The organism is Ignavibacteriales bacterium (assembly GCA_016709155.1).
Lineage (GTDB): Bacteria > Bacteroidota > Ignavibacteria > Ignavibacteriales > Ignavibacteriaceae > JADJEI01.
Map to the genome: position 1 here is coordinate 158,325 of JADJEI010000006.1, position 23,843 is coordinate 182,167.

18 protein-coding genes and 1 pseudogene are annotated in these 23,843 nt (G+C 34.0%); 1 reads left to right on the plus strand and 18 read right to left on the minus strand.

The genetic code is table 11. From position 1 onward, the window contains the following. Positions 1-4 precede the first annotated feature (4 nt). From IPH11_11255 to IPH11_11325, 15 genes and pseudogenes are all read right to left on the minus strand, one after another. Positions 5-631 (minus strand): T9SS type A sorting domain-containing protein, encoded by a 627-nt coding sequence (locus tag IPH11_11255; protein MBK6914184.1) that lies wholly within the window; start codon positions 629-631, stop codon positions 5-7. Positions 632-1,566: 935 nt separating this feature from the next. Further along, positions 1,567-2,710, minus strand: a pseudogene (locus IPH11_11260) (T9SS type A sorting domain-containing protein). A gap of 1,755 nt (positions 2,711-4,465) precedes the next feature. Further along, a complete protein-coding gene (locus IPH11_11265) occupies positions 4,466-4,972 on the minus strand; it encodes a hypothetical protein (GenBank protein MBK6914185.1) in 507 nt (168 codons plus the stop codon). Beyond that, complete coding sequence (locus IPH11_11270; protein ID MBK6914186.1) at positions 4,947-6,413, minus strand: hypothetical protein; 1,467 nt, start codon at positions 6,411-6,413, stop codon at positions 4,947-4,949. The genes IPH11_11265 and IPH11_11270 overlap by 26 nt, the downstream gene beginning before the upstream one ends. Before the next feature lie 14 nt (positions 6,414-6,427). Then, positions 6,428-6,886 (minus strand): hypothetical protein, encoded by a 459-nt coding sequence (locus tag IPH11_11275; protein ID MBK6914187.1) that lies wholly within the window; start codon positions 6,884-6,886, stop codon positions 6,428-6,430. Continuing rightward, positions 6,883-8,319, minus strand: coding sequence for a VCBS repeat-containing protein (locus tag IPH11_11280; protein ID MBK6914188.1), 1,437 nt, complete (start codon positions 8,317-8,319; stop codon positions 6,883-6,885). Before IPH11_11280 ends, IPH11_11275 begins: the two co-directional genes overlap by 4 nt. Positions 8,320-8,670: 351 nt before the next feature. Then, positions 8,671-9,822, minus strand: coding sequence for a HAMP domain-containing histidine kinase (locus IPH11_11285; GenBank protein ID MBK6914189.1), 1,152 nt, complete (start codon positions 9,820-9,822; stop codon positions 8,671-8,673). 404 nt (positions 9,823-10,226) lie between these two features. Further along, the gene (locus IPH11_11290; protein ID MBK6914190.1) at positions 10,227-10,904 is read right to left on the minus strand and encodes a T9SS type A sorting domain-containing protein; all 678 of its coding nucleotides are present in this window, start codon (positions 10,902-10,904) and stop codon (positions 10,227-10,229) included. 83 nt (positions 10,905-10,987) lie between these two features. Continuing rightward, positions 10,988-12,424 (minus strand): tail fiber domain-containing protein, encoded by a 1,437-nt coding sequence (locus IPH11_11295; GenBank protein MBK6914191.1) that lies wholly within the window; start codon positions 12,422-12,424, stop codon positions 10,988-10,990. Between the two features lie 37 nt (positions 12,425-12,461). After that, positions 12,462-14,057 (minus strand): serine hydrolase, encoded by a 1,596-nt coding sequence (locus tag IPH11_11300; protein MBK6914192.1) that lies wholly within the window; start codon positions 14,055-14,057, stop codon positions 12,462-12,464. Positions 14,058-14,309: 252 nt separating this feature from the next. Beyond that, positions 14,310-14,795, minus strand: coding sequence for a T9SS type A sorting domain-containing protein (locus tag IPH11_11305; protein ID MBK6914193.1), 486 nt, complete (start codon positions 14,793-14,795; stop codon positions 14,310-14,312). Between the two features lie 935 nt (positions 14,796-15,730). Further along, complete coding sequence (locus IPH11_11310; GenBank protein MBK6914194.1) at positions 15,731-16,216, minus strand: hypothetical protein; 486 nt, start codon at positions 16,214-16,216, stop codon at positions 15,731-15,733. A gap of 595 nt (positions 16,217-16,811) precedes the next feature. Beyond that, positions 16,812-17,648: a hypothetical protein gene (locus tag IPH11_11315; protein MBK6914195.1), complete on the minus strand. Its 837-nt coding sequence runs from the start codon at positions 17,646-17,648 to the stop codon at positions 16,812-16,814. 10 nt (positions 17,649-17,658) lie between these two features. Then, entirely contained in the window at positions 17,659-18,543 is an 885-nt protein-coding gene (locus IPH11_11320; protein MBK6914196.1) for a DUF488 domain-containing protein, read from the minus strand. Positions 18,544-19,279: 736 nt separating this feature from the next. Then, positions 19,280-19,720 (minus strand): hypothetical protein, encoded by a 441-nt coding sequence (locus tag IPH11_11325; protein ID MBK6914197.1) that lies wholly within the window; start codon positions 19,718-19,720, stop codon positions 19,280-19,282. 219 nt (positions 19,721-19,939) lie between these two features. Between IPH11_11325 and IPH11_11330 the strand changes: the two genes are divergently transcribed. Next, positions 19,940-20,122 (plus strand): hypothetical protein, encoded by a 183-nt coding sequence (locus IPH11_11330; GenBank protein MBK6914198.1) that lies wholly within the window; start codon positions 19,940-19,942, stop codon positions 20,120-20,122. Positions 20,123-20,162: 40 nt separating this feature from the next. Here the strand turns inward: IPH11_11330 and IPH11_11335 are convergent, their stop codons facing one another. The 3 genes from IPH11_11335 to IPH11_11345 all read right to left on the minus strand — a co-directional run bounded on the left by IPH11_11335 (position 20,163) and on the right by IPH11_11345 (position 23,819). After that, entirely contained in the window at positions 20,163-21,932 is a 1,770-nt protein-coding gene (locus IPH11_11335) for a hypothetical protein (GenBank protein ID MBK6914199.1), read from the minus strand. Between the two features lie 116 nt (positions 21,933-22,048). After that, positions 22,049-22,672 (minus strand): hypothetical protein, encoded by a 624-nt coding sequence (locus IPH11_11340; protein ID MBK6914200.1) that lies wholly within the window; start codon positions 22,670-22,672, stop codon positions 22,049-22,051. Positions 22,673-22,685: 13 nt separating this feature from the next. Next, positions 22,686-23,819, minus strand: a complete 1,134-nt coding sequence (locus IPH11_11345; protein MBK6914201.1) for an HNH endonuclease — start codon at positions 23,817-23,819, stop codon at positions 22,686-22,688. Positions 23,820-23,843 lie beyond the last annotated feature (24 nt).

Genomic DNA, 23,843 nt, shown 5'->3' on the forward strand with positions numbered 1-23,843 from the left:
GATTTTATTTCATTAGAATCATATTCCTTGTTTCAACAAATGAACCCGATTGTAGTTTGTAGAAATAAATTCCTGATGATAACTTTGAAGCATCAAACTTAACTTCATAACTTCCTGCAGGTTTTTCTTCGTTCACTAATGTTGTAACTTCCTTTCCAAGAACATCATAAACTTTAAGCGAAACAAGTTGCCTACTGCTTATTGCATACTTTATACTTGTGCTTGGATTAAATGGATTAGGATAGTTTTGGCTTAAATAATATTCAACAGGTATTGTGACTTCCGCTTCCACAATATCTGAATATTCAAAAGTTCCATCAAAGTCAATTTGTTTTAACCGGTATTTATAAATTCCTGCTTCAAGATTTTCATCTCTGAATGAGTAAGATTTTGGTTCTGTTGTTGTCCCGCTTCCTTCTACGAAATCAATTACAGTCCAGTCACTACCAAATAATTTTTCAACCTCAAATCCACGATTATTTGTTTCCGTAGAAGTTGTCCAGTTTAAGGTAATATTTTCATTACTCACACTAATTGTAAAAGAAGTTAATTCAACAGGAACTATTTCGTAGCCGTTGTCAAATGCAAATACTGAGAGTTGACCCTGGAGAGGTGATATCAAGGTTGTCATTCCGGTATTCGGGTCCATTGTTCTAAATTCGCCACCATTAGTATTATTATTAAAAGCAGCCAGATAAATTATGCCTGTTTCTATATCTATATCCATATCCTGCCCATATTGAGCGTTAAATCCGATTGGACCCAATATAGAAAATACACCAGTTACCGGATTAAATGTATAAGCATTGTTGTTGGGCATGAGGTCATAACCATATCCAATCCCACTGGAATTAATTGCAATGGCAATCATGGGACTACCAGAAACAATGCTTGAAACAAGTGTAGCAGTTAGTGTGTTAATATCGATTTTATATAAATAATTCGTTGAGCCAAAATAGCTGCAAATGTAGTTTGAGTCGTTTACAACATTATAGGCTAATCCATTGGCTGAAGTAACACCAAGACCTGAAATAGTACCAAGTATTGTTACATTACCATTACTTGTATCCAACTTACTTAATGAACTTGGTGAACCAGAATTAAGAATATAAAAATTTCCGTCGCCGCCTTGCACACCAGCTGAAGCAAAAGTTGGTGGTGCCCAGAAAGCAAGATCTCCACCAGAACAACCTCCACCGAGTGAAAATCTCCCTAACATGGAAGTGGTTGCATTATAATAGTATGCATAACGACATTGAGTAATTGATTCATTCTTAAATTTTAAATGAGAAACATTTGAGACTTGCTTCAAACCTTGTGCTTTTCCTGTACTAATGGAATTACTCTGAGCATAGTCAGCAGATAAAAAACAAAATACAATTGGTAAAGCCAAACAAATAGAAAGTAAGTCTGTTTTCATTTTAAATCTCTTTTATTTTATAAAAAAAAAAAGTATTTTACAAGTTCCACAATAACTATTACGCCGTTGCTTATTTCATATTCTGATTATCCATAGAATATGATCTTACTCCATATTAAATTTCTATCGAATTAATAGAAAGTCTTCTACTTGATCAAAATCATTTTTTTAGTCTTAACAAAAGAACCGGCTTGCAGTTTGTAAAAATAAATTCCGCTTGATAATCCATCTGATGAAAATTCAACCTCGTATTTTCCTGCAGGTTTTTCTTCGTTTACTAATGTTGCAACTTCCTTTCCAAGAATATCATAAACTTTAATGTTTGATGATCACCCTTCGACAGGCAGCGACAGGGAACTGATAAATTATTGTAGTAGGATTAAATGGATTGGGATAGTTCTGTGATAAGGTAAATTCTATTTCATCTTTTAGTTCAACATCTACAATTTGTGAATATTCATAGCTGCCGTTATAATCTATTTGCCTCAACCTATAAGAATATTTGCCCGGTAAAATATTTTTATCTGTAAAAGAATATTCAATTATTTCGGTGGATGTACCACTGCCTTTCACAAAACCAATTTCAACAAACTCGTATCCAAATAATCTTCTTTCAATTATAAAACCATTATTATTGATTTCAGAGGAAGTAATCCAATCAAGTTTTACACCGTTACTAATTACTTCTGCCGTAAACGAAGAAAGTTCAACTGGAACCGGAGGGTCCGGCAAAATTAATTTGTATGCACTGCGTCCGTGTGTCCAAACTACAAGCTTTCGTGTGGCAGTATCAAGTGTAAGATCATGACATGGAACTGTTGCGGGAATTCCATCTGCTAGGATACCCCATGATGCACCAAGATTTGTTGTAAAGAAAACTCCATCATCAGTAGCGATGTAAAGTGAGTTATAATCAAGAGGGTCAATGATAACATCATTAATAGGTGCATCAGGAAGATTTCCATTAATCGGGATCCACGTGTTTCCAAAATCACTTGTTCTAAAAATGTGCGCTCCGGCTTCATCAATTTTGTAACCGGATAAAGTAACATAACATACATTAGCAGAATCAAGGTGAATTGTAACACGTGTTACCCAGCGCTCTGGTAACCCATTATTAATTTTTGTCCAGTCAGTTCCGCCATTAGTAGTAACCCAAACATTGGCGTCATCAGTCCCGCAGTAAATTACATTCGGATTTGATTTAGAAACATCAACAGTGGTAATTGTACCGAGATTTACGATATGACCATTTGCTAAGTCAGGACTTATCGGTGTCCAGGATTGCATTCCATTAGTAGATCTATGAATTTTATAAGTTCCGCAGTAAAGTGTAGCCGGATTATTTTTGTCCATTACAAAAGGAGTCATCCAGTTAGTATATGAAAGGTCTAACCCCGAGGTAGCACTTAAGAAAGTATTCCCCCCATCAGTTGATCGCCCTAAGCCGCCATACTGTGAAGATGCATAAATTTTATTTTGATTTTGATAATCAACTAAACAGTAAAAACCATCTCCGCCATAAATAACCTGCCAGTTGTTTAGGCTTCCGCTGATAGTTCTAATCGTGCTGTTATCCTGAGTGCCTCCTAAAATATCTTCGGGGTTACCCGGATTTATTTCCCCGGCGTAGAATTGACTTATCGGAAGCGTTTCACTTGAATTCCATATTGCCCCGCCGTTAGTCGAATAATCTATTCCTCCATCATTTCCAATCACAGCGTAATTTGGATTTGACAAACTAAAAGCCATTGCATGATGATCTACATAGGAATCATTAACAAAATTAAATGAGGTTCCTCCATTAGTTGATTGCATCATGTCTAATCCTCCGCAATAAACAATTTCCTGATTTGTAGGATGCACTCTGCAAATCCTATTAAACCAGGCATAATTACTTGAGTTTGCAACAGAAGAATTTTTTAATGTCCATGATACCCCGCCGTCAGTTGATTTGTATAATCCTCTGCTGTTACCGTTTGCGTAAGCAGTAAGCGCATAAATTATATCGGGATTGGATTTGGAAATATCCATTGATATTCTGCCAAGGTCTGAGCTGTTGGAAGGAAAACCACCATTAACGACTGTCCAGTTGATACCGGAGTCGGTCGATACATACAATGCAGTTTTTGGTCCGCCATATTTTATAAAATCTTCTCTTCTCATTCTTTCCCAGCTTGCCGCAAAAACTTTAGAAGGATTATTAGGATCAATCACTACATCAACGACACCTACTGAATCTCCGAGATAGATAACATTATCCCATGTAATTCCGCCGTCTGTAGATTTAAATAACCCTCGCTGATCATTCTTTTTTCGTAAGGCACCAAGTGCGGCGACATAAATTTCATTTGTGTTGAAAGGATTGATTGCAATTCTTCCGATGCTGTTTGTTTCTCCAAGTCCGGTATAATTCCACGTCTCTCCCGCATCAGTAGATTTATAAATACCTGTTCCGGGATAATAACTTCTTAATGAGTTAGCCTCCCCTGTTCCGCAGTAAATTATATTTGGATTAACCGGATCAATTGCAACATCGCCTATCGAAGTTGTATTTGTGTTATCAAAAACAGGCGTATAAGATTGACAGAAGTTTTCAGATTTCCATACCCCTCCGTTTGCTGTTCCCACATAAACTATCTGCGGATTAGTCGGGTGGATAGCGACTGTAGTAATTCTACCTTCTATGTTTGTGGGACCTGCTGACTCCCAAACCAAAGTCTGTCCAAATTTAACAGCAGATGTATTATGCATATTCAACTTAACATATTCAATTGCCTTTAATCTTTCTTCATTCGGGATTTCATCAAAAGGATAAGCACGCTGTCGTTCGAACCAATCATCCGCAGGAACAAAAGAAGGCAGTTTTGCTTTTTCGGAAGTTAGATCTGAATTCAGATAAAAGCTGATTGCAGCAGACAAAACGATTATGGAAAAAACAATTAAACGTTTCATATTATTTCTCAATTTTTAGATTAATATAAATTCAGTGCTGTAATTTATATTTTTTACTTTATTAATATCATCTTTTTGGTCTGAACAAAATCACCAGCACGTAATTGGTAATAATAAACTCCGCTTGCCAAAAGCAGATCCATCGAACTTTGCTTCATAAGTGCCTGCTGGTTTGTATTCATTCACAAGCGTAGCAACTTCGTTCCCTAAAACATCAAACACTTTAAGAGTTTGCCAACTGCTAACTGGCGACTGCCAACTGATTTTAGTGCTTGGATTAAATGGATTGGGGTAGTTCTGTTCAAGTGTAAATTCTAATGGTGATGTTATTTCAATTTCAACCGTGTTTGAGTATTCAAAAGTTCCATCAAAGTCAATTTGTTTTAATCTGTACTGATATTTTCCTGCAGAAAGATTTTCATCAGTAAAAGAATAACTCTTTGGTTCGGTGGTTGTACCAAACCCGGGAACAAAACCGATAACCTGCCAATCCTTTTGACTTTTAACGTTTGACAATTCAATCCTCTGCATTTCAAACCCGCTGTTATTTGTCTCTGTTGCAGTTTGCCAGTTAAGAGAAATAAAAGTTACTTTCAACAAATGCTGACAAAGACATCAGGCTAACGGGAATAACAACGTCCTGAGAAAGTTTAATCACCCATACGTCTTTTGCCCCATTCCCAAAAGATGATGTTGACCCGGAAATAATATACCCGCCATCAAACGTTTTTTTTATCGACCTGGCTTCATCATCATCAGTCCCGCCAATAGTCATAGTCCAGATTTCTTCACCTAAAGAATCAGTACGAACAATGTAAACATCTTTTCCACCCGAACCAAAAGATTCCGTAGAGCCGGCAATTATAAATCCGCGATCATTAGTTTCTAAAACAGAGTAACCGATATCTGCAGAATCGCCACCGAATGATTTTAGCCATTTCATTGTACCATTTTTATCATATTTTATTAAGAGGATATCGCTTGGTTGAGAAGTCGAATAACCAGTAACTATATAAGAAGAATCATAAGTCGCATCAATCGAATAAGCAGCGGCACCCATTGAGTAGCGGTTATACATCTCCGGCCGCAGGCTGTTTTTTGTTAAGAGTAAAACCCAGCCTGCGTCTTTTACTCCTGCAACAGCATAGCCATCAAGTCCGTGTCTTCTTATAATGGAATATCCGTAGTCATAATCTGTACTTGACCAGCCAATACCGTCGGTTCCCGAACTACTATATGACTTTATTAAAAATATCGGTGGGGTTCCAAGTGAGATATCACCTACGGCGACATAAGTTAAAAGTTCGTTCTCCATTACGGAGTAAAAAGATTCATTATCTCCATCTAAGCCAGTTTTGTTGTCCCATAGAAAATTTCCATCGCCATCAGTTTTAAGTATATAGCAAGCTTCATGCCTGGGTATATCCCAAGCTGAACCCGCAACCACAAACGCATCATCAGAAGTCTCAATTATGGAACGCCCGATATCATCATGGTTATCAAAATCGAATGATTTCATCCATAATGAATCACCATTTTCATCAAGCCTTAACAATAGTATATCTTTCTGAAAATGATCAATTTCATAAAATCTTATGTATCCGGTAATAGCAAATCCATGATCTCCTGTCTCTGTAATAGAAAGTCCCTCATCATCCCAGATATTCCCGAACGTTTTTGCCCAAACGATAAACAATCCATCAGATTGGATCGTGAAGTAATTATCGCTTTCATCAAAAGCACTTGAATCAGTTACGTTGCTTATTCGAATCTTACAAACTGTGGAATTAAGTGACGGCACATTCCATAAATAATTACCAGTACTTGGTGTCGAAGAAATTATTGTATTCCAACTTGTACCTCCATTAGATGTAAATTCAATTTTCACATCTGAAATTTCATAACTGCTCCATTCAATAGATTTGGAAGTATTCGACTGCCACTGTTCCCCTCCATTTGGAGCTAATATTTTTATAGGCGGAATTAGTCTAAGAATTTTACCGTTGTCGCCGCAAATCCATACTAAGTTATTCGACAATGAAAATATAGAATTTAACGATTGATATATTGTGCTTTGTGTAACGCTCCAAAATTCCCGCTGTCTGTTGTATGTAATATTATTCCGCTATCTCCGACAGCCCAGCCTGATGCCTTATTGACAAAACTAATTGAATACAGATTATTTATTGAAGAAGATTGTTGCAGGCTCCAATGACGACCTCTATCAGTTGTATAAAATACTTTTCCATCATCACAGCTTATCCACCCTGTAAATTGATCATAAAAAAATAAATCATTTAGTGAATTACCTGCATCAATGGTTTTCTGCACCCATGTATCCCCAGCATTCTCAGTAACTAATAAAATCCCATCTTTTGTTATTGCCCATCCTTTATAAACGTCTAACATATAAATATCGTTTATTATACTTTTTGACCCGGTTACTTGAGGGATCCATTCAATTCCCCCATTTGTTGTTTTAAATATAACACCAAGATCAGACCCCATCATCCAGTTTGCTCATCAATAAAAAAAATAGATTTAAATGAGTAATCAGTACTCTCATTATTATTATTGAACCAAGCAATTTTTAGTGGATCGGAAGATTTCGTAATCAAATCAAGGTCTCCATCTTCTTCCCGGTCAGAGACTTGGATAACTAATGGAAGTTCAGTAGTAGTTGAGATCATTTTTTTAGTGCTAAACAAATCAGAGCCCAGGTTTTCATACCAAACAATGTAATCCAAAGAGTAAGAAGTGGATATGATATCGTTATCGTTATCATTATCCATATCTGCCGCTGTTATGTATCGCGGACCAACAAAGTAACCATCTATTATTATTTCATCGGTAAACACACCATCCCCAAGATTTTTATACCACGAAATATCATTATCCCCCTGTGCAGCAGAAGTTATGTCAGGTAGTCCGTCATTATTAAAATCGGTGACAAACACATGCCAAACGCCAACGGAACCTGAAGTGATGATGGTAGCAGGGCTAAACACACCACTACCAATATTTTCATAATAAAAAATTTTATTGCTGAAGTAGGCTCCGCATATTAGATCTTCATCACCGTCTAAATCAAAATCAGTGGCAAAAATTGTTCTAGGAGTATTAATAGAATTTGAGATTAGAATTTCATCACTAAACTGGGAGTTACCAAGATATTTAAACCAGGATAACCTGCTTGGGTAATCAGAACCAACAATAATATCAGACAACCCATCACCATCAACGTCGGCAGGAAAAATTGGTTCAATACCACTAAGAAAGGAAGGAATCAATACGGGTTCAGCAAAATTCATATCCCCGAGGTTTTCGATTAAATATATTTTAGCCGGACTGAAAGAAGCTACATATATGTCTAAATCACCGTCCCCATCAACATCATTTGCAGCAGCAGTATTAGGAATTTGAATTGATTCAGTAATAATTATTTGATCAGAGAAAATACCATTGCCAAGGTTATTATACCAAGTAATCCTATTTCCATATTTTGAAAAAGACAGCAAGTCATCATCTCCATCAGAATCAAAATCATAAAGTCTAATTGAATAAGTATCATCAATAAATCCATCAATTATTTCCTCCGCGTCGAACCTGTTTGAAAAATCTAGTGGACTCCAACTCGTACCAGAATCAGTTGTTTTCAGAACAGTTCGATGGTCACCTGCAATCCATCCTAAATTTTCATTAATAAAATAAATTGAGTTTAGATTGGATTGCGTATTTCCTTCAACCAAATTCCATTCAACGCCGTAATTTTCGGTTGCTATAATTATTCCTGAATCTCCGACTGCAAAACCAGTGCTGTCGTTAATAAAATATAGATCATTTAAATCTTGGTTGATACCGGTATCCACTGTATCCCAAATTTCTTGAGAGAAGCTTGAATACGTGAACAAAATTGAAAATAATACCAGACTAAAAATTTTCATAGCTCATCCTTACTTATTTATTATGTAATTTGGTTTTTACCGTAGATGACTAAAAAATATATTTGATTAAATCGAACTTTCAAAAGAAATAATATTGTCACCCAAAAATTATATCAGCAACAATAATAAAAATATTTATCACAATTTATTTTTATAATAACATTTACCGCGACTGAACAAAATCACCAGCTCGTAATTGATAAAAATAAACTCCGCTTGCCAACTGCCTACTGTTGACTGAAATTCAACTTCATAAGTGCCTGCAGGTTTTATTTCATTTATGAGAGCTGCGACTTCCCTATCCAGTAAATGGTAATTTTTAATTCTACGAATTACTATCGCATAGTCATTTCAATCAAGCGGCAGCTCAATAGTAAATATCGTTCCTGTTTTATCATTTGATATAAATGATACCCTGCCCTTTAAGTACTGCTCTGCTAAAAGTTTTACACTGTAGGTTCCGATTCCACGACCGGCAGCGGCTTTTGTACTGAATGATCGCTGGAATATCTGCAGTTGATAATTATCAGGAATCACACTGTCATTCTTAACATTGAATTGAACTTTGTCATTTTCCCTGGTTGAATATACAACCACATTTCCGTTTGCACCCGTTGCTTCGAGAGCATTTTTAATCAGGTTGCCGATGCAGCGTGTTAAGAGAACAGTATCTGTATTTATAAGAAAATCATCTTTTGCAAAATTACAGACGTAATGTTTGCCCGCACTCAGTTTATGGTCTTTATAAATATTAAATGCCAGGCTGAGTAATTCATTAGTGCTTTTTAATTCTTTATTTACAGGGAGGGTGCCTTGTTCAGCATTTACAAGATCACGCTGCGTCAGAATTTCTTTTACAAGCTGTTCGGAAGAATTATACATCATCGTTTTAAATTCTTTAACCTCATCCAGAGATTCTGAGGCATTTATTATTTCTGAAATTCCCATTACTGCGGTTGCGGTATTTAAAACATCGTGAAAAAATATTCTTTCAAGTACCTTCCTTCTTTTCTCATCCTGAATATCTTCAATTGTAAAAAAAGTAAATCGCTTTTCATCTAATTCAATTATCGAAGTATGAACCCGTAGATCAAGTGGACTTTCAATGTTATTTTTTTTAGTGGTTATCCGGCATTCGTCGGAACAGCTCTGCAAAGTTTCGCGTGTGGATTTATTACATTTACCGGCGCCGCACTCCTCACAAAATTTAGATGTACCGCATCCGGCAGGCATCTCGACTGCATGTATACAATTTACAGCCTCACCGACTCTCCTCCCTTCAATCCTGTCATTTTCATCAGGACTCAAAATGTTTTTAGCTGCCTGGTTGTAAGCGACTATCTGCCTGTTGCTATCAAGTAAAACTGCAGCATTAGGAAGTGCTTCCAGCAGGTTCTTTACGATCGTAAATTTATTAACAAATATTTTTTCTTTCTCTATCTCAGAAAAAGTTGAACGGGTTGGGGTATCAAAGTGGGAAGTGATTTCATCTGCAACGTACATACGATTTCTCCTTATTATTCAAATCTAAAATTTTTAGAAAGAATTAATTATCTATCAAATGATGATAAAACATATTCAATAAACCGAAACATCGTGCTTTAGCTGTTAGCCCTTTTTATTAAAAATATGTTTTATCACTTAAACAACATCCTATATTAAAAATGGCGATGAAATATAATGCGTGCAATAATTAGAAGGAAATTAATGGTTACTTAATTATCTAAGATATTGTGTACTACCCAACCGGCATTTACAGGATTGACTCACATATATTAATTGTTACATTCTATTTTTAATATTATATCGCTAATTGAAGAAATGAGACTCACCCCCCAGTAAGTCTCATTTGATATTTCATTATTCAAGCAATAATCCCATTTAGGGTTTCAGATCAAGTAAATGGATCACTTGATCATTATCATCTTCTTAACTGAAACAAATCCCCCCGCCTTTAATTGATAGAAATAAACTCCTGAGCTTAATTGTAAATTGTCAATTGTAAATTCTACATTGTAAATGCCTGCCGGTTTGTATTCATTAACTAGTGTTGCGACTTCATTTCCAAGAACATCATAAACTTTCAAAGTTTGCCAACTGCCTACTGGCGACTGCCAACTGATTTTAGTGTCTGGGTTAAATGGATTTGGGTAATTCTGATAAAGTGCGAACTTAGTCGGTATTAAATTAACTTCAACTACATCTGAATATTCAAATTGACCATCATTATCAATTTGCTTTAATCTATACTGAAATTTACTCCCACCGATTGGGTTTTTATCTACATAAGAATATTCGCTTGGGGAGTTGCTGTTTCCGTGTCCGTGTACAAATCCTAACTTCTGCCAATCATCTGATATTTTTCTCTCTACCTCGAATCCAAAGTTATTTACTTCAGTTTCGGTTCTCCATATTAATTTAATCGTATTATTAATAATCGAAGCATTAAAAGAGGATAGTTCTACAGGCAGCGGTCCATCACAAAGTGTCCCACCTCCACTATAAATACCATAGATGATCACCTCATCTGCACAGATATCTGCAAATGATCCGACATATATTTCTGTTCCGACATCGTAGACCATTGAACTTTGACCAATAGCCTGAGATGTGATGATTAAAATCAAAATAATTAAAAATATAATTTTCATAATCGATGTTCCAATTATTACTTTGTATCAGTATTTACAATTTCTGAATTGGCTGTACTTTTAATGTTTAATTCGGAAATAAGTTCACTTAAACCATTCATTTGTTCTTTCAAATCTTTTAATGATTGTAATTCTTCTTTAAGCTTCTCGTTTTCTTGTTTAAGTTCCTGAATAGCTTTAACCATGATAGGTAGTAAATTGCCTGGCGTGGCTTCTAATTTGTCTGGATTGGATTTATAAACAAGGTTCAACCACTCAGCGTTATAATATTGTTGAACTTCATCAAGTTCTTGTGCAATAAATCCGGCTGTTAATTTATTTCCCATCTTACTTCCGTCTGACTCATTTTGTTTATACCATTCACGTTTGTCCCAATTGAACTGACGTGGTTTAAGTCTTGAAATGAAATCTAAACCGAGAGATAGATCGTTAATATTTTTTTTGTCCCTTGCATCTGATAGACTTGTAATTGTTGTGATATTACATCTCAGTGCAGATATAAATCCATTACCTAATGTTATTTCATTTGAAACAGAATTACTTGTTGCATCAGCACCCGATCCAATACAAATATTATTATTTCCGGTTTCTATCGTAGTTCCCGCACTACTACCAACTGCAACATTTTCATTACCGGAAGTATTATTAGTTAATGCGTCACTTCCTATTGCTGTGTTTTGACTACCAGTATTGTTTATACTCAAAGAATTTAAACCAAATGCAGAATTATTGTTTCCCTTATTATGGTTTCGCATTGAATAAGGTCCCACAGCAGTATTGCCATAACCAACACTTGAACCATTCTCCATAGTCATGATGCCTATTGCTACATTACTGCTTCCATCTGTGTTTGCAAATAAAGCCCCCAAACCCATTGCTGTATTTTCAGTACCATTCAAATTAGAGTACATTGAATGAAACCCTACGGATGTATTATTTCCACCACCGAGATTACTATTTAGTGAACGATAGCCAACCGCAGTATTACTGTAACATTCTGTACAACTTGATAATGCACTTGAACCTATTGCTGTATTTCCGGTTCCAGCTGTATTTAGGAGCAAAGTGTTGTCTCCAACAGCGGTATTGGTCAATCCTGTGGTTAGTGAATGCATAGAAAAATATCCCACTGCGGTGTTGCTGCTGGATTCTCCTCCTGTTCCATTCATATTTGTATTTCCAGCATTAATCCCAAGAAAAGTGTTACGACCATCTGTACCAATTGGGGAATAATTATGTAAAAAAAGACTTGAATTTTTGTAAATGAATCCAAGTGTAGACCCTTGCAAATCTGCAAGTGAAATTCGTCCATCATCTTGATATAATGAAAAAAATGTAGTAGTGTTATCCTTAATAGAGAACACCCCATTTGAACCAAGAGTATTTGTAATGTCCTGCGGGTATGCTGAGAGAGAGAAAAGAAGAAGTAATAAAAAAGTTGTAAAAGTCTTCATTGTTATATCCTTCCGGGTATTTATTTTTAAATACAAATTATTTGATTAAAACCATTTTTCTTGTTTCAATATAATCTCCCGCTTTAAGTTGATAGAAGTACACTCCTGAGCTTAATTGTAAATTGTTCATTGTAAATTGTACATTGTACATTCCCGTCGGCTTGTATTCATCCACAAGCGTAGCAACATCATTCCCTAAAACATCATAAACCTTCAGAGTTTGCCAACTGCTAACTGGCGACTGCCAACTGATCTTAGTACTTGGATTAAATGGATTTGGGTAATTTTGACCAAGAGTCCAATTGACCGGTAATCCATTGACCTCCCCCTCGATGCCTACACTTACTGCAATTGTATCGGCGATTGAAAAAAGAGTATTCTGAAGCGATGTGAAAGCAATTTCATTTATCGGGTTTACATTGGTCAGGATTATTACTCCGGTTTTATGTAACTCGTCAAGGTTCATTGTAGTTGATACACCATAGTCGCGACCATCGTGATACCAAACCCACCTTCCATCTGGAAAGGCCCAGGTCTGCCAAATCAGACCAAGACCCGCTCCACTCCAATCCGGAGGCCAGAATTCAACTGTCCGCATCAATCTCACAGTGGTGCTATCCAGAACTCTAATATCACCTAACTTGCCAAAATTGATGTTCGCTATTAGCCACTTTGCCAATGAACGTACCGTAGTTCTTAACTCGCCGTCTGGATAACTCGCATATCCGTAGTGACCGTAGTCATGGTAAGAACTTCCGTTCCATGTATAGGGGTGCGCTATAAGCGATACATCAAGGTCCCTAAGGAACCACGCAGTATTTGTCATTCCCAAAGGAATAAAAATACTGTCCCGGCAGTATTGATCAAATGGGATTCCTGATATCACTTCAACCAGATACCCGCAAAGTGACACACCAATATTGCAGTATGACACAAAAGCGCCCGGTGGATAGTTGTCACTAAAATTTTCAGGCGAATAGTGGGACCCTCCTGGAGTAAGATTTCCTATTATGTAATCCTCAAGGGTAATTTGAGGGTCGCTTCCCCAATAGTAAGGGTAGTAACCATCCCTTATTGAGGATGAGTGAGTTAAAAGATGCCGAAATGTGATGGGAGCCCACGCAAAATGGGGATTGCGGATTGGAAATGGAAGATATGCATTTATGCTGTCATCAAGCTGAAATCGCCCTTGTTCCCAGAGTTGCATTAGAGCAGACGCAGTGACAGTTTTCGAAATCGAAGCTAGCATAAATATTGTGCTCGCTTTAACTGAGTCTTGTAGTGCTATATTAGCATATCCATAATAACCTTCCCATGTAATCTTGTCATCTTTAATAATACAGGCTGCAAGCCCAGGAATATGGTAGGTATTCATGAAAGTTTGAAACAAGGAATCAATATTTATTACAGATAATTCACTTAATTTCTGAGAATTATCCTGTTGACTTTTCTTAGTGTAAAACTCTGTTTTGTTTACATCACAAGTGTACGGATTATTATCTCCGGTTGAATTTGGGAAACGAGTAAGGAATCTTTTGTCAGTGCTGCTTTGTTCATTTGTTTGAATCAACTGCGCAAAACAAATTTGTGTTACCAGCAAAAAGAAAAACAAAGTTTGTAGAAATCGTTTCATCTCAATACTCCTTTTTATGGATGATTAAATAATTAATTAATCTAATATCAATTCGAACTCACTCCCGAAACAAGTTCGGGACAAGCTCTAAATCCATCTCTTAATAAGAGAGGGACTTCAACTCCCCTTCTCTCTTCGAAGACCCCGCTTGCGGGGAGAAGGAGTTGGGGGATGAGTTCTTTTTTTTAAAAACATTTATATTCGGGCGAGTCAGAGACTCGCCCCTACTTTTTACTTTATACTTTTATCTTTTTACTTGATTAATATCATCTTCTTCGTCTCCACAAACGAACCCGCTTTAAGTTGATAGAAATAAACTCCTGAGCTTAATTGTAAATTGTCAATTGTAAATTCTACATTGTAAGTGCCTGCCGGTTTTTCTTCATCAACAAGTGTAGCAACTTCATTTCCTAAAACATCATAAACTTTCAAAGTTTGCCAACTGCCTATTGGCGACTGCCAACTGATCTTAGTACTTGGGTTAAATGGGTTAGGATAGTTCTGCTCGAGCGCAAATTCTCTTGGCAGAGGTGTTTCTTCCTCAACTGAAACTAGAATAGGCTCCGCAATGCAGAAGTGATCTACCCAAAGATTATCTGAATCATATCCACCGATACCGCCGTGAAGAATATAATAATTTGCAGCTACATATATTTCTTTAACTGCATAATCTGAAATATCAAAGACATACTCATGCCAGCTGCCAATCGGTCCATCAACTTTGAAGTATGCGATCATATCATCGAAACTACTAAGGCTTTGGTCTGTGTCTGAAATCCATATCTTCAATGAATCTGCATAATTGTAATCACCAACAGCTCCGGCCCAAATAATTAGAACTGATTCATCTGTTATCATATCAAGTTTTGGCGAAATTAACCACTCATCAATCAATCCATCATCGTTAGCATTGATAAATCCGCTCCACCAAAAACTTGTGCCTGCTTGAGGATAAACGTGTTCACCGGTGGAAAAATCTATTCGTTGAATTAATAAATACTGTGACCCGCTGTTATCATTATCAATTACAACCCAACCTGGGGGTGGGCTTGTGTCATCAAATATTTCTTCCCAGACAATATTCCAGGTTGGCTGGGTGAATGATGGTGTTGCGTACCAACTGCCGCTAACTGAACCACCGCAGGAATAATTAGTATAATCGAAAGTACCTGAAATACTATCTCCCTCAGGATTAAAAGTACCATTTACAAAACCTGCACTGTACCCCGACCAATCTAAATTAATATTAAATGTGTTTCCCGAAAAGTTAAGTGGATATACTTTTATGTTCACCCAGGAACAGGATCCAACATTATAGAAAGTAATAGAAAATGTATCAATCTTAGTTTGACTTATTACCCTAAACCTGACATCATGATTCCCCTCCCATAATCCTTCTGTAATTGAATTTGGATTATCGGGTAATGAATAAAGAGGCAATGATATTTGTTCAATTCTATCGGTTATTCCATTAATTGAAATTTCCGTTGTAACGATATTATCGTTCGATCTTTTTTCAACTTTTTGATTTTGCGCCTTCAATGATGAGAGAAGAAAGAACAAAGCAAGTATCAGAATTATTTTACCGAACATAACAAACCTCCCGCTGAATAATTTTAAATAATTATTTAATTTTAAAACAGAAATAGTCTTCGGCAAAGTTGTATATAATTTTATTGTTTGGCTGCCTCCCATGTTCCATCACTTAATTGTCCTCCGCTGCTATATCCCCACGTGTTACCGCAAGTGATTGATGCACCTGCGTCGTAGCCTTTGTAAGTTCCTGTAACTTTTGTTGATGAACTAAAATTACCCGTTATTTCAGAGCTCACAGAAGTAATTGGACAGTTTATAGGAACAGTAAATTTGTTGTTAAGAATTTGTGATATTGTGTCGCACATAAAGGGGGCAGTACATGTAAATTGAGTGAAATCCAATTCCAGGTAAACTAATACTGTATCAACAACTCCAGAACTGTTCACGTGGAATGTGATGTCCTCATTCTGACTGGTCTTGCCAGCCCAGGTGCCTGCAACATCATACACCTTTGGTGTGATTACGTCTTCATCTTTACTACAGCTAATAAATGTTACTGCGGTAACTACAGCGATGAGAAGAGAAAGAAATGCAACTTTAAACAAAGAATTGTTCTGTAACATGATTTCTCTCCGGTTTAAATATAAATGAACAATAGAAATACATTCACTCACAGTTATTAGTGAATGTAAATCCCATTATTTAATTTGTCAGCTTAGATCAGTTGAACACGCCTTGGGGGGAAGCAGCAGTTTTCATTAGAGATTCCGGTTTCCGTAAAAACCTTCCTCTCAAGGTGGAATGAAAAAATTCCTCACGTCAAATAAATATTATTTATTATTCAAAGTCAAGTTTACTTGTTGAATAAGAAGAATTTGGAATTATGAAGAATATAAGGAGGGAGTAAAATTAATTAATTTTGGTTTTAATATATTCATTAAAGATAGAATCAATTAGTCACCTTATACTAAACTGTAAAACCTTTGAACATGGATGAAAAAAAAGGAAATCTTGATCATTTCAAATAACCCTGAAAGTTTTTATCAAATGAATGGTACTTAAGTTATTAACTCACCTTATTCAGTTGTCATGCTGATGGCATTGACACACAGTATATAAAATTTCAAGAAATTAAGATCCCGATTCATCGCGACGGAATGACATTTGAGGTTTTTTTGAGTAGGGCGAGTTAATAATTTATTTTAATGATTGATTTCATTAAAACAATTCTTCCTGCTTAATATGCTTCGGTCTAAAGTCACCAATAATCACAAATGGATTTGGAGCTGTATAATGGAATCTCTTTGTTGTGCCTAAAAAGAAATAGTAATCTTTGGTTTTTGCAAAATCCTCAAAATACTTTTTCTTTACATCTTCACAGGCTTTATATTCATTTCCTTCATTTGCAGTAAGTGAATTCCAGAATAGCATACCGGTTTCCCAATCTTCAATCATTAAAGTAGATTCTTTACCTGCATCATCTTCAAATTTAAAAGAGAACTTATAAGGCAGCTTATCTACTATTTCAAATTCATCAATATCATTTTGTTCAAGGTTCTCGAACAAATTCAATTGCAGTTTTTTGTTTTTAAGGAAATCGATTTTTTCTTTTTTCCATTCTCTGTCAGTTTCCTGGTAAATAAAATCAATAAACCTTGTTGGCTTGAATACTGCCAGCGAAGTACAAATTTCTTTATCCTTTGCCTTAGCGATTAACTGTTCAAGGTTAGTGTAAATATTTTTGAGAACAAATTTTCTTCTTTCAACCCAGGCATTGCCATCTGCTTTTATAATTCCATAAGATATGAGATCATTAAGCATAAAGTTTTTTGGTCGGTATGATTCAGGTCTGAAATCACTTGTATTTCTTTCAAGATCTAATTCAATCCATTCATATTTTCTGAATTGATTATCATAGTCTAATTGTCTGAAAGGTATAGGGTAGATTCTAATCCATTTACCTTCTTCGGTTATGCCTGCCGTGCAGACTGTTTCGTTATATTTTTTGGAAAGTGCAGGATATGCTTTAACCGTGATAAGAACTTTAGTACGCATTAACCACCCCCTATAAATGTTTTATTAAAAATTCCTTTTCAAATTTCTTTTCAAGTGCTTCTATTGTGCGGCTTCTATGACAGAAATTATGATCGGCTTCAAAGCACATTAAAGCAATTCTTTTATTCTCAATAAATATTTTATATAGTTCTGATATTTCGGCATCTCTCTGACGAATAGTATTAAGTTTATAATTCTGAAAAAGATTATCATAATCTTCTTTTGTGTTCAATTGCCGACGCTTATCGGATTCAATACCAAGTGCGGGCATATGGATATATTTTATACCGGCATTTTCAACAACATTTTTTAACTGCTTCTTAGAAAAACCATATTTCATACTAAGTGCATTTTTTCTAACATCACAGAGCACCTTTATGTCTTCCCCTATCAATTCATTTGTAAAATGCTCAACGGTTTTACCCTCATATCCTATCGAGTATAAAGTAAACTCACTTTTACTTGGTTTTGAATTTTCTACAGCCTTTAAATGTGCTTTATCAAGTATGGTTTCTTTTATTGTGCTATTTATAGAATAGTATGGATAATTTTCATATACATATTTTATAAGGTTTCTGCCCTTTAAATTTCCGTACTTCGATTGTATTTGTTTTAACTCTTTTCTGTCATCTTCTTTTAAATCAACTAAATAATCCTTATCATTTTTTAATTGCCAGTTTTTTTCAGATTCAGTTACGAGGCTGTACTTAACCATTGTTGACATATCCTGGTTTGCCTGGAATGAAAAGCATCCATACTTATACGGAATAAATTCAAAGAAAGGATTTTGTTTATTTACGTTTAGAAGAAACAGGTATTTCTGGAAATCTATCTTTGGCAGAACACCACCAAATGTTTGTAATAAGGCTAATAATATTTTTCTTCTGTAGTACATTAGTTCAAAAATAGTGAATAAGTTATGTCAAAGCATATTTAAAATCTTAAGTTTATCTCTTTTAAATATTTTCGTTGTCATTTCGATTTATCGATTTCCTACTCTGACCCCAGTGATATGCCCCAAATGCTACTGCACCAAGTGAGATAGCTAACTGAATTAAATTAAAAGCTGTATCATCTCTTTTATCAACAAACAGGTAGATAGATATTCCAAGAATTATTAAAGCAATACCGAAGAAATAGTTGATTAGTAATTTATTTTATTATGTTGTTTCTTCTAATGCTTTCATTTCAAAATCTAATAGCTGTTTTTGCTGATCATATTTTGATTTCTGATAAACCTCAATTAATGGTTTTGCTAATTCAACGAAATCATTAATATTTGGCTGTCTAGTTACACGATGATTCTCTTCTGTGTTTTGAATTTATTCGTTCTCATTTTCCATCAGACATTGCTTTCTTTGATTTATTATTTATGTTTATTACTTTATAAATGATAATTCTTAAACACTATAGGATTGAAATATATGATAATAAATATTGATTTGATGTTGAATGTTCTAAGTAATCTAGTTACGATAATTATGTTCTACTTTTGGGTGGTTCAGCAATTATCGAGAACTAATAGTTACACTATTATTCTATTAGATAACAGAACCAATACTCTCTTAAATTCTGAGAGAATTAATCAAATAAAAACAATTCAATCATAACTTTCTCCTAAAATCAAAAGATTATCTGAGCCGGGCATTTTGCCTGGCTTTTTTATTTCTAGCTTGTTTAGCCGCAATTTTTCTTTGTCTTTCAGATGCATCAATAATAAAGTGATATACATGAACCATTGAGTCGTCTTCGGGATTTTTATGAAAAGTTAAAACCACATCTTTAATTCCATCAATGAGCACAGAAGCATCATGAATTATTTCTATCATTTCAAAATATTTTTCATCATTATCATCGACATAAAAAGTTGATAAAATATTTTCCCTTTCCTTTACAATTTTCTTTATATCTTCAGTTTTATTAAAGATAATTGTAAAACAAAAACCGCGATTTGCTTTCGCATATCCGAAAACCTGTTTTAATTGATCTTCAAAGTTTGTTTTACTCCATTCTTTATTTTCTCCTACGGAATATACTTCTATAGTCTTGCTATTATAAATATAGAAATCCAATTCTCCAGATTTTTTAGACTGTATCCTACAGGAGCCTCTCGTTCAACAATAATTCCTTTATCTTTAAGTCGAGCTTGTATGATTAGCCTCAACTCATCACTCATATCCGTTTCTGATAGCTTCTCTAATCTATGATTGATTGTCCGCTTCTGTTCAATTGAATAAAATATTTCTTGAATAATTAACTCTTCAACCTTGGTAATATTGTAAGTAAAAGTTTTGCGGATTGTTGGAATAACGGTACTTCTGAATTTTGATAAAAGTGCATTAGCAGCAGAGGGGTCTTCTACAAAATCATTTACAATCTCTTCAAGCTCAGGAATTATTTCGATGATACTTTCATATACTGCAAAACTTGTATCATTTAAATTAGGGATAAGATCTTTTGCTATCAGTAAATAATATAAAGCTTTACCTTTATTAATTTCTGAATAGGCTGCACCTAAATTCTTATAAATAAGATATTCATTTGGATATTTCCTAAATTTTCCTCTAACAATATTATCGCTTCTCTATTTTGGTTATTTTTTATAAGAGAAGCAGAATAAGTAATTATATCTCCCTTTGCTAAAACCTTAAACCTTTTTTTATATTGCTCAAAATATTTAACTGAAGTCGAAAAATCTTCCTTAAAATAATGGAGTAAGCCAACGAGATTATATATCTCGCCGGGTATAAGTTTCAATGTCTTTTCTGCATTATCAAAATCTTTTATTATTAAATACCCTCTGAATCTTAATTCTTTTATATCGCTTGAATAGTATTGAAAACCTAACGATTCAATATATTCAGTGTACTTAATCGCTTTATCTGGAAAATTATATTTTAATAAGAGTTGTGCTTCTATCTTAGCCCTACCTAAACCAGTTCCCCTCAAATCTTTCGGAAATGACGAGATTAGATCGAAATTTTTTATAGTCTCAATTTCTGGAAATTTCCGTTGATAAAAGCTCAATTCAGTAAATGACAGATGATTTTTTATCTCATCAAAATAAGTAGGTACATATGCACTACCTTTGTACTTTAATAAATCTATAATTATAATTGATAATAATTGTCTTTCACTGAAATTAGTATTGAAGAGAAAAGTATCAGAAATAATATCATTCCACTCCAGAGGCTCAATAATTTCTGATTTTATCTTTATAATACCTTTATAGCTGTTAAGAACATAATCTGGTATTTCATTTCTGTGTTTATTATAATTTAGTGAATATTCAGTTAGAATTCCTAAGTGAAATCTTAACTTTGCTCCATCATTATAGATATTAGTTGCATTCTTTATGTCATTAAAAAGCGAAACAAAATCATATTTATTAAGGAAAACAGTTAATTCACTATCTGTTAGCGATAAAATTGCTTTGAAAAAATTTTCTTTTCCACTAATGTCATAGTAATGACCAATTAAAGTTTCACGTTCTAAAATTTTATAATAATGATTGATAATAATTGATCTTAATTTATTTGAGTATTCCCAATAACTATTAAAAACATCGAAAGGCGAAAAGTCAAAAGATTTATCAATTTGCTCCGAAACTTTTTTTAATACTAAATCAAACACATTCTCAGATTTATTTTCCGAGAAAAAATCTATCACATAATTTCTCAACATCTTTTTAACTTCATACTGATAATCATATTGTATCACACCCGGTGATGATGGTAAGTAGAGATATAGATCCAATAGTAAAGATAAATCAATCTCTTTACCCTCATATATTGAATCAATAAAGAATTGAAGAATCTTGAATTTTAATTCATTGACATTTATTTCTCTTTCTTTAGCTAAGTTAATATTAGCAGAGGAATTAAATAATTGTAGGATTATAAAAGGTGAGAAATTTAAATCATTTTTCTCGACCCATTTATCTTTCCGAAGGGAAAAAGTATTTAATAACTCCATTCTATAGAAATATGAATTACAGTAATTAAATATTTCTTCCCATTCTGATAAGGAAAATTCACTACCAAGATACCACAGTATAAATTCAACATCTTTGAATAAATCACGAAATAAATTTCGATTTTCATAACTATTAAAAATCCATTGCTCAACAGAATCTATTCTTCTGAATAAATTATTTTCCTCTTTATACTCATCAGAATATGGGTCTAATGAAGATCCCTCAGGTGGATTATAAATATCAGTCCCTTCTATTTCATACGGTGCATATAGCATTCTTTGCAAAAAATTAATTTTCTCAATTTTCAAAATTTCATTTTTTGTTTTTAATACTTGGGAAGCAAATCTCTTTAATTGATCTTTTTTGTATAAACCAATAGAGTTAATTATAGTATCTAGGTTTAGTTCCATAAAGTTAAGAGCGACTAGAAGATAAAAATATTTATCAATATTTTTGTCCATTCAGAATAGCTTATAGTTATAAGATATTCTGCTAATGCTTCCTTAAATTGCTTACCAATTCCTTTATAGTTGTGAAATATAGCATCGAATAAATCTTCTTCATCATTAATTAAATCTTTAATATTAAAATTGGGATAGTCCATGTCATTAATTGATTCTTCAATATGATGACCATAAAAGAATGGATAATAAATAATAAGTTTTTTATCTAATGATTCATAAAATTTATAAATAGGATTTGGGTTATCAGTTCTTCTCAATAAATAGGGGTTTAAAATTGCAAAGTGTTCAGATTGGATAAGATAATACTTGTCAGTGAGTTCCTTTAGATCAAATTTTTGTATTGAATTTTTTTCATTCCATTTATCTATACTTTGAAATAATAGTTTTTTGCTATGCGGGATATGTAATTCGGGGTCAAACCTGTTTATTATTTTTAGAAATAATTCTTTTACTCTATATTTTTCCAGAAACTCAATATCAGTTTTATTTTCTTCTTTTGGAGGATTAAAATCATGCTCAAATAATTTTATAATTCTTTTTATATAAAATTTATCTTCTTCAAGTTCGTAATGCTCTTTCCTCAATTTAACACCCTTTTTATAATTTTAAATACTCCTCAAACGTCTCATAATTCTTAACCCCATTTGACTTGTTTCTTTTACCTTGTATTGTTTTATCAATTCTATCATAAAGATATACACATAACTCGTTAAATTTTTCTTCTGGTATAAAATAAGTCTTGGCTTTAAATCTACTTTGAATAGATGTATGAATTTCACTATGGTTAAACTTATCAAACCTACCATAACTTGAATCAACTTTTCGATAATTGTAATATCTATCAATTAAATATTTTACATAATTGTTCATATTAAGATTTGCTCCAATACTTCCAATTGGATGGTGCATCTTGGGAATCCGTTTGCCCTTAATATTTACAGTGTTAGCTATTATACTGGAATCGATTTTATTTTTATTAAGATTAAAGATTGTGCCAGCATGGGGTGCCTTTAGATGGGCAGCTTTTTGATGAATTAAATCTTGTTTCTTTTTCATAACTTCTACAATAGAGATTATACCTTCTTCAATATCCGTATGACATTTTTTACACGCTAATATCAGATTTAATTCCTCGTTTGGTCCACTCTGACTTCTTGGTATAATGTGATGAATATCCAGAAAAGATATTTCTCTTTCCCCACAAAAGGGACAGGTACTATTAGCTTCCTGAAATATTTTTTTCTCTATTCTTTTAGGAATTTTCTTGTCATTTCTACTATTAGTTGTTTTGGAACCGCTATTCTTTTTTACGGGTTTTGGTTTAATAACAATCATCCTCATACACATTTGAGATGACATACTAACAACATCATAAAGTGAACCGTGATAAACCGCACCTATAGAAACACCATTTACTGTTTGATCACCAACTAAACCAATATTGAATTGACCACTGTACAATCGTAGAAAGTTGTACCATATGTTTATTGGTTCTTTAATAGTAAAAACTTCAGCAAATTCTTTTAGTGATTTATAATTTTCTACCAGTTTGTTACCAGCTACATAAGCTAATGTCTTAAACTGATTTAACGCCATTAAATTACTACCTCCAGCTAAAGAATAAATAGATGGGACACTACCCCACTGGTAATCTAATCTTAAGCCTTTAAGAGAAGAACCTAATTCATCAAACTTTTCTGCTAATTCTTTCCAACTATAATCATCTTCCATATTTTTTCCCTTTATAAGATTCCC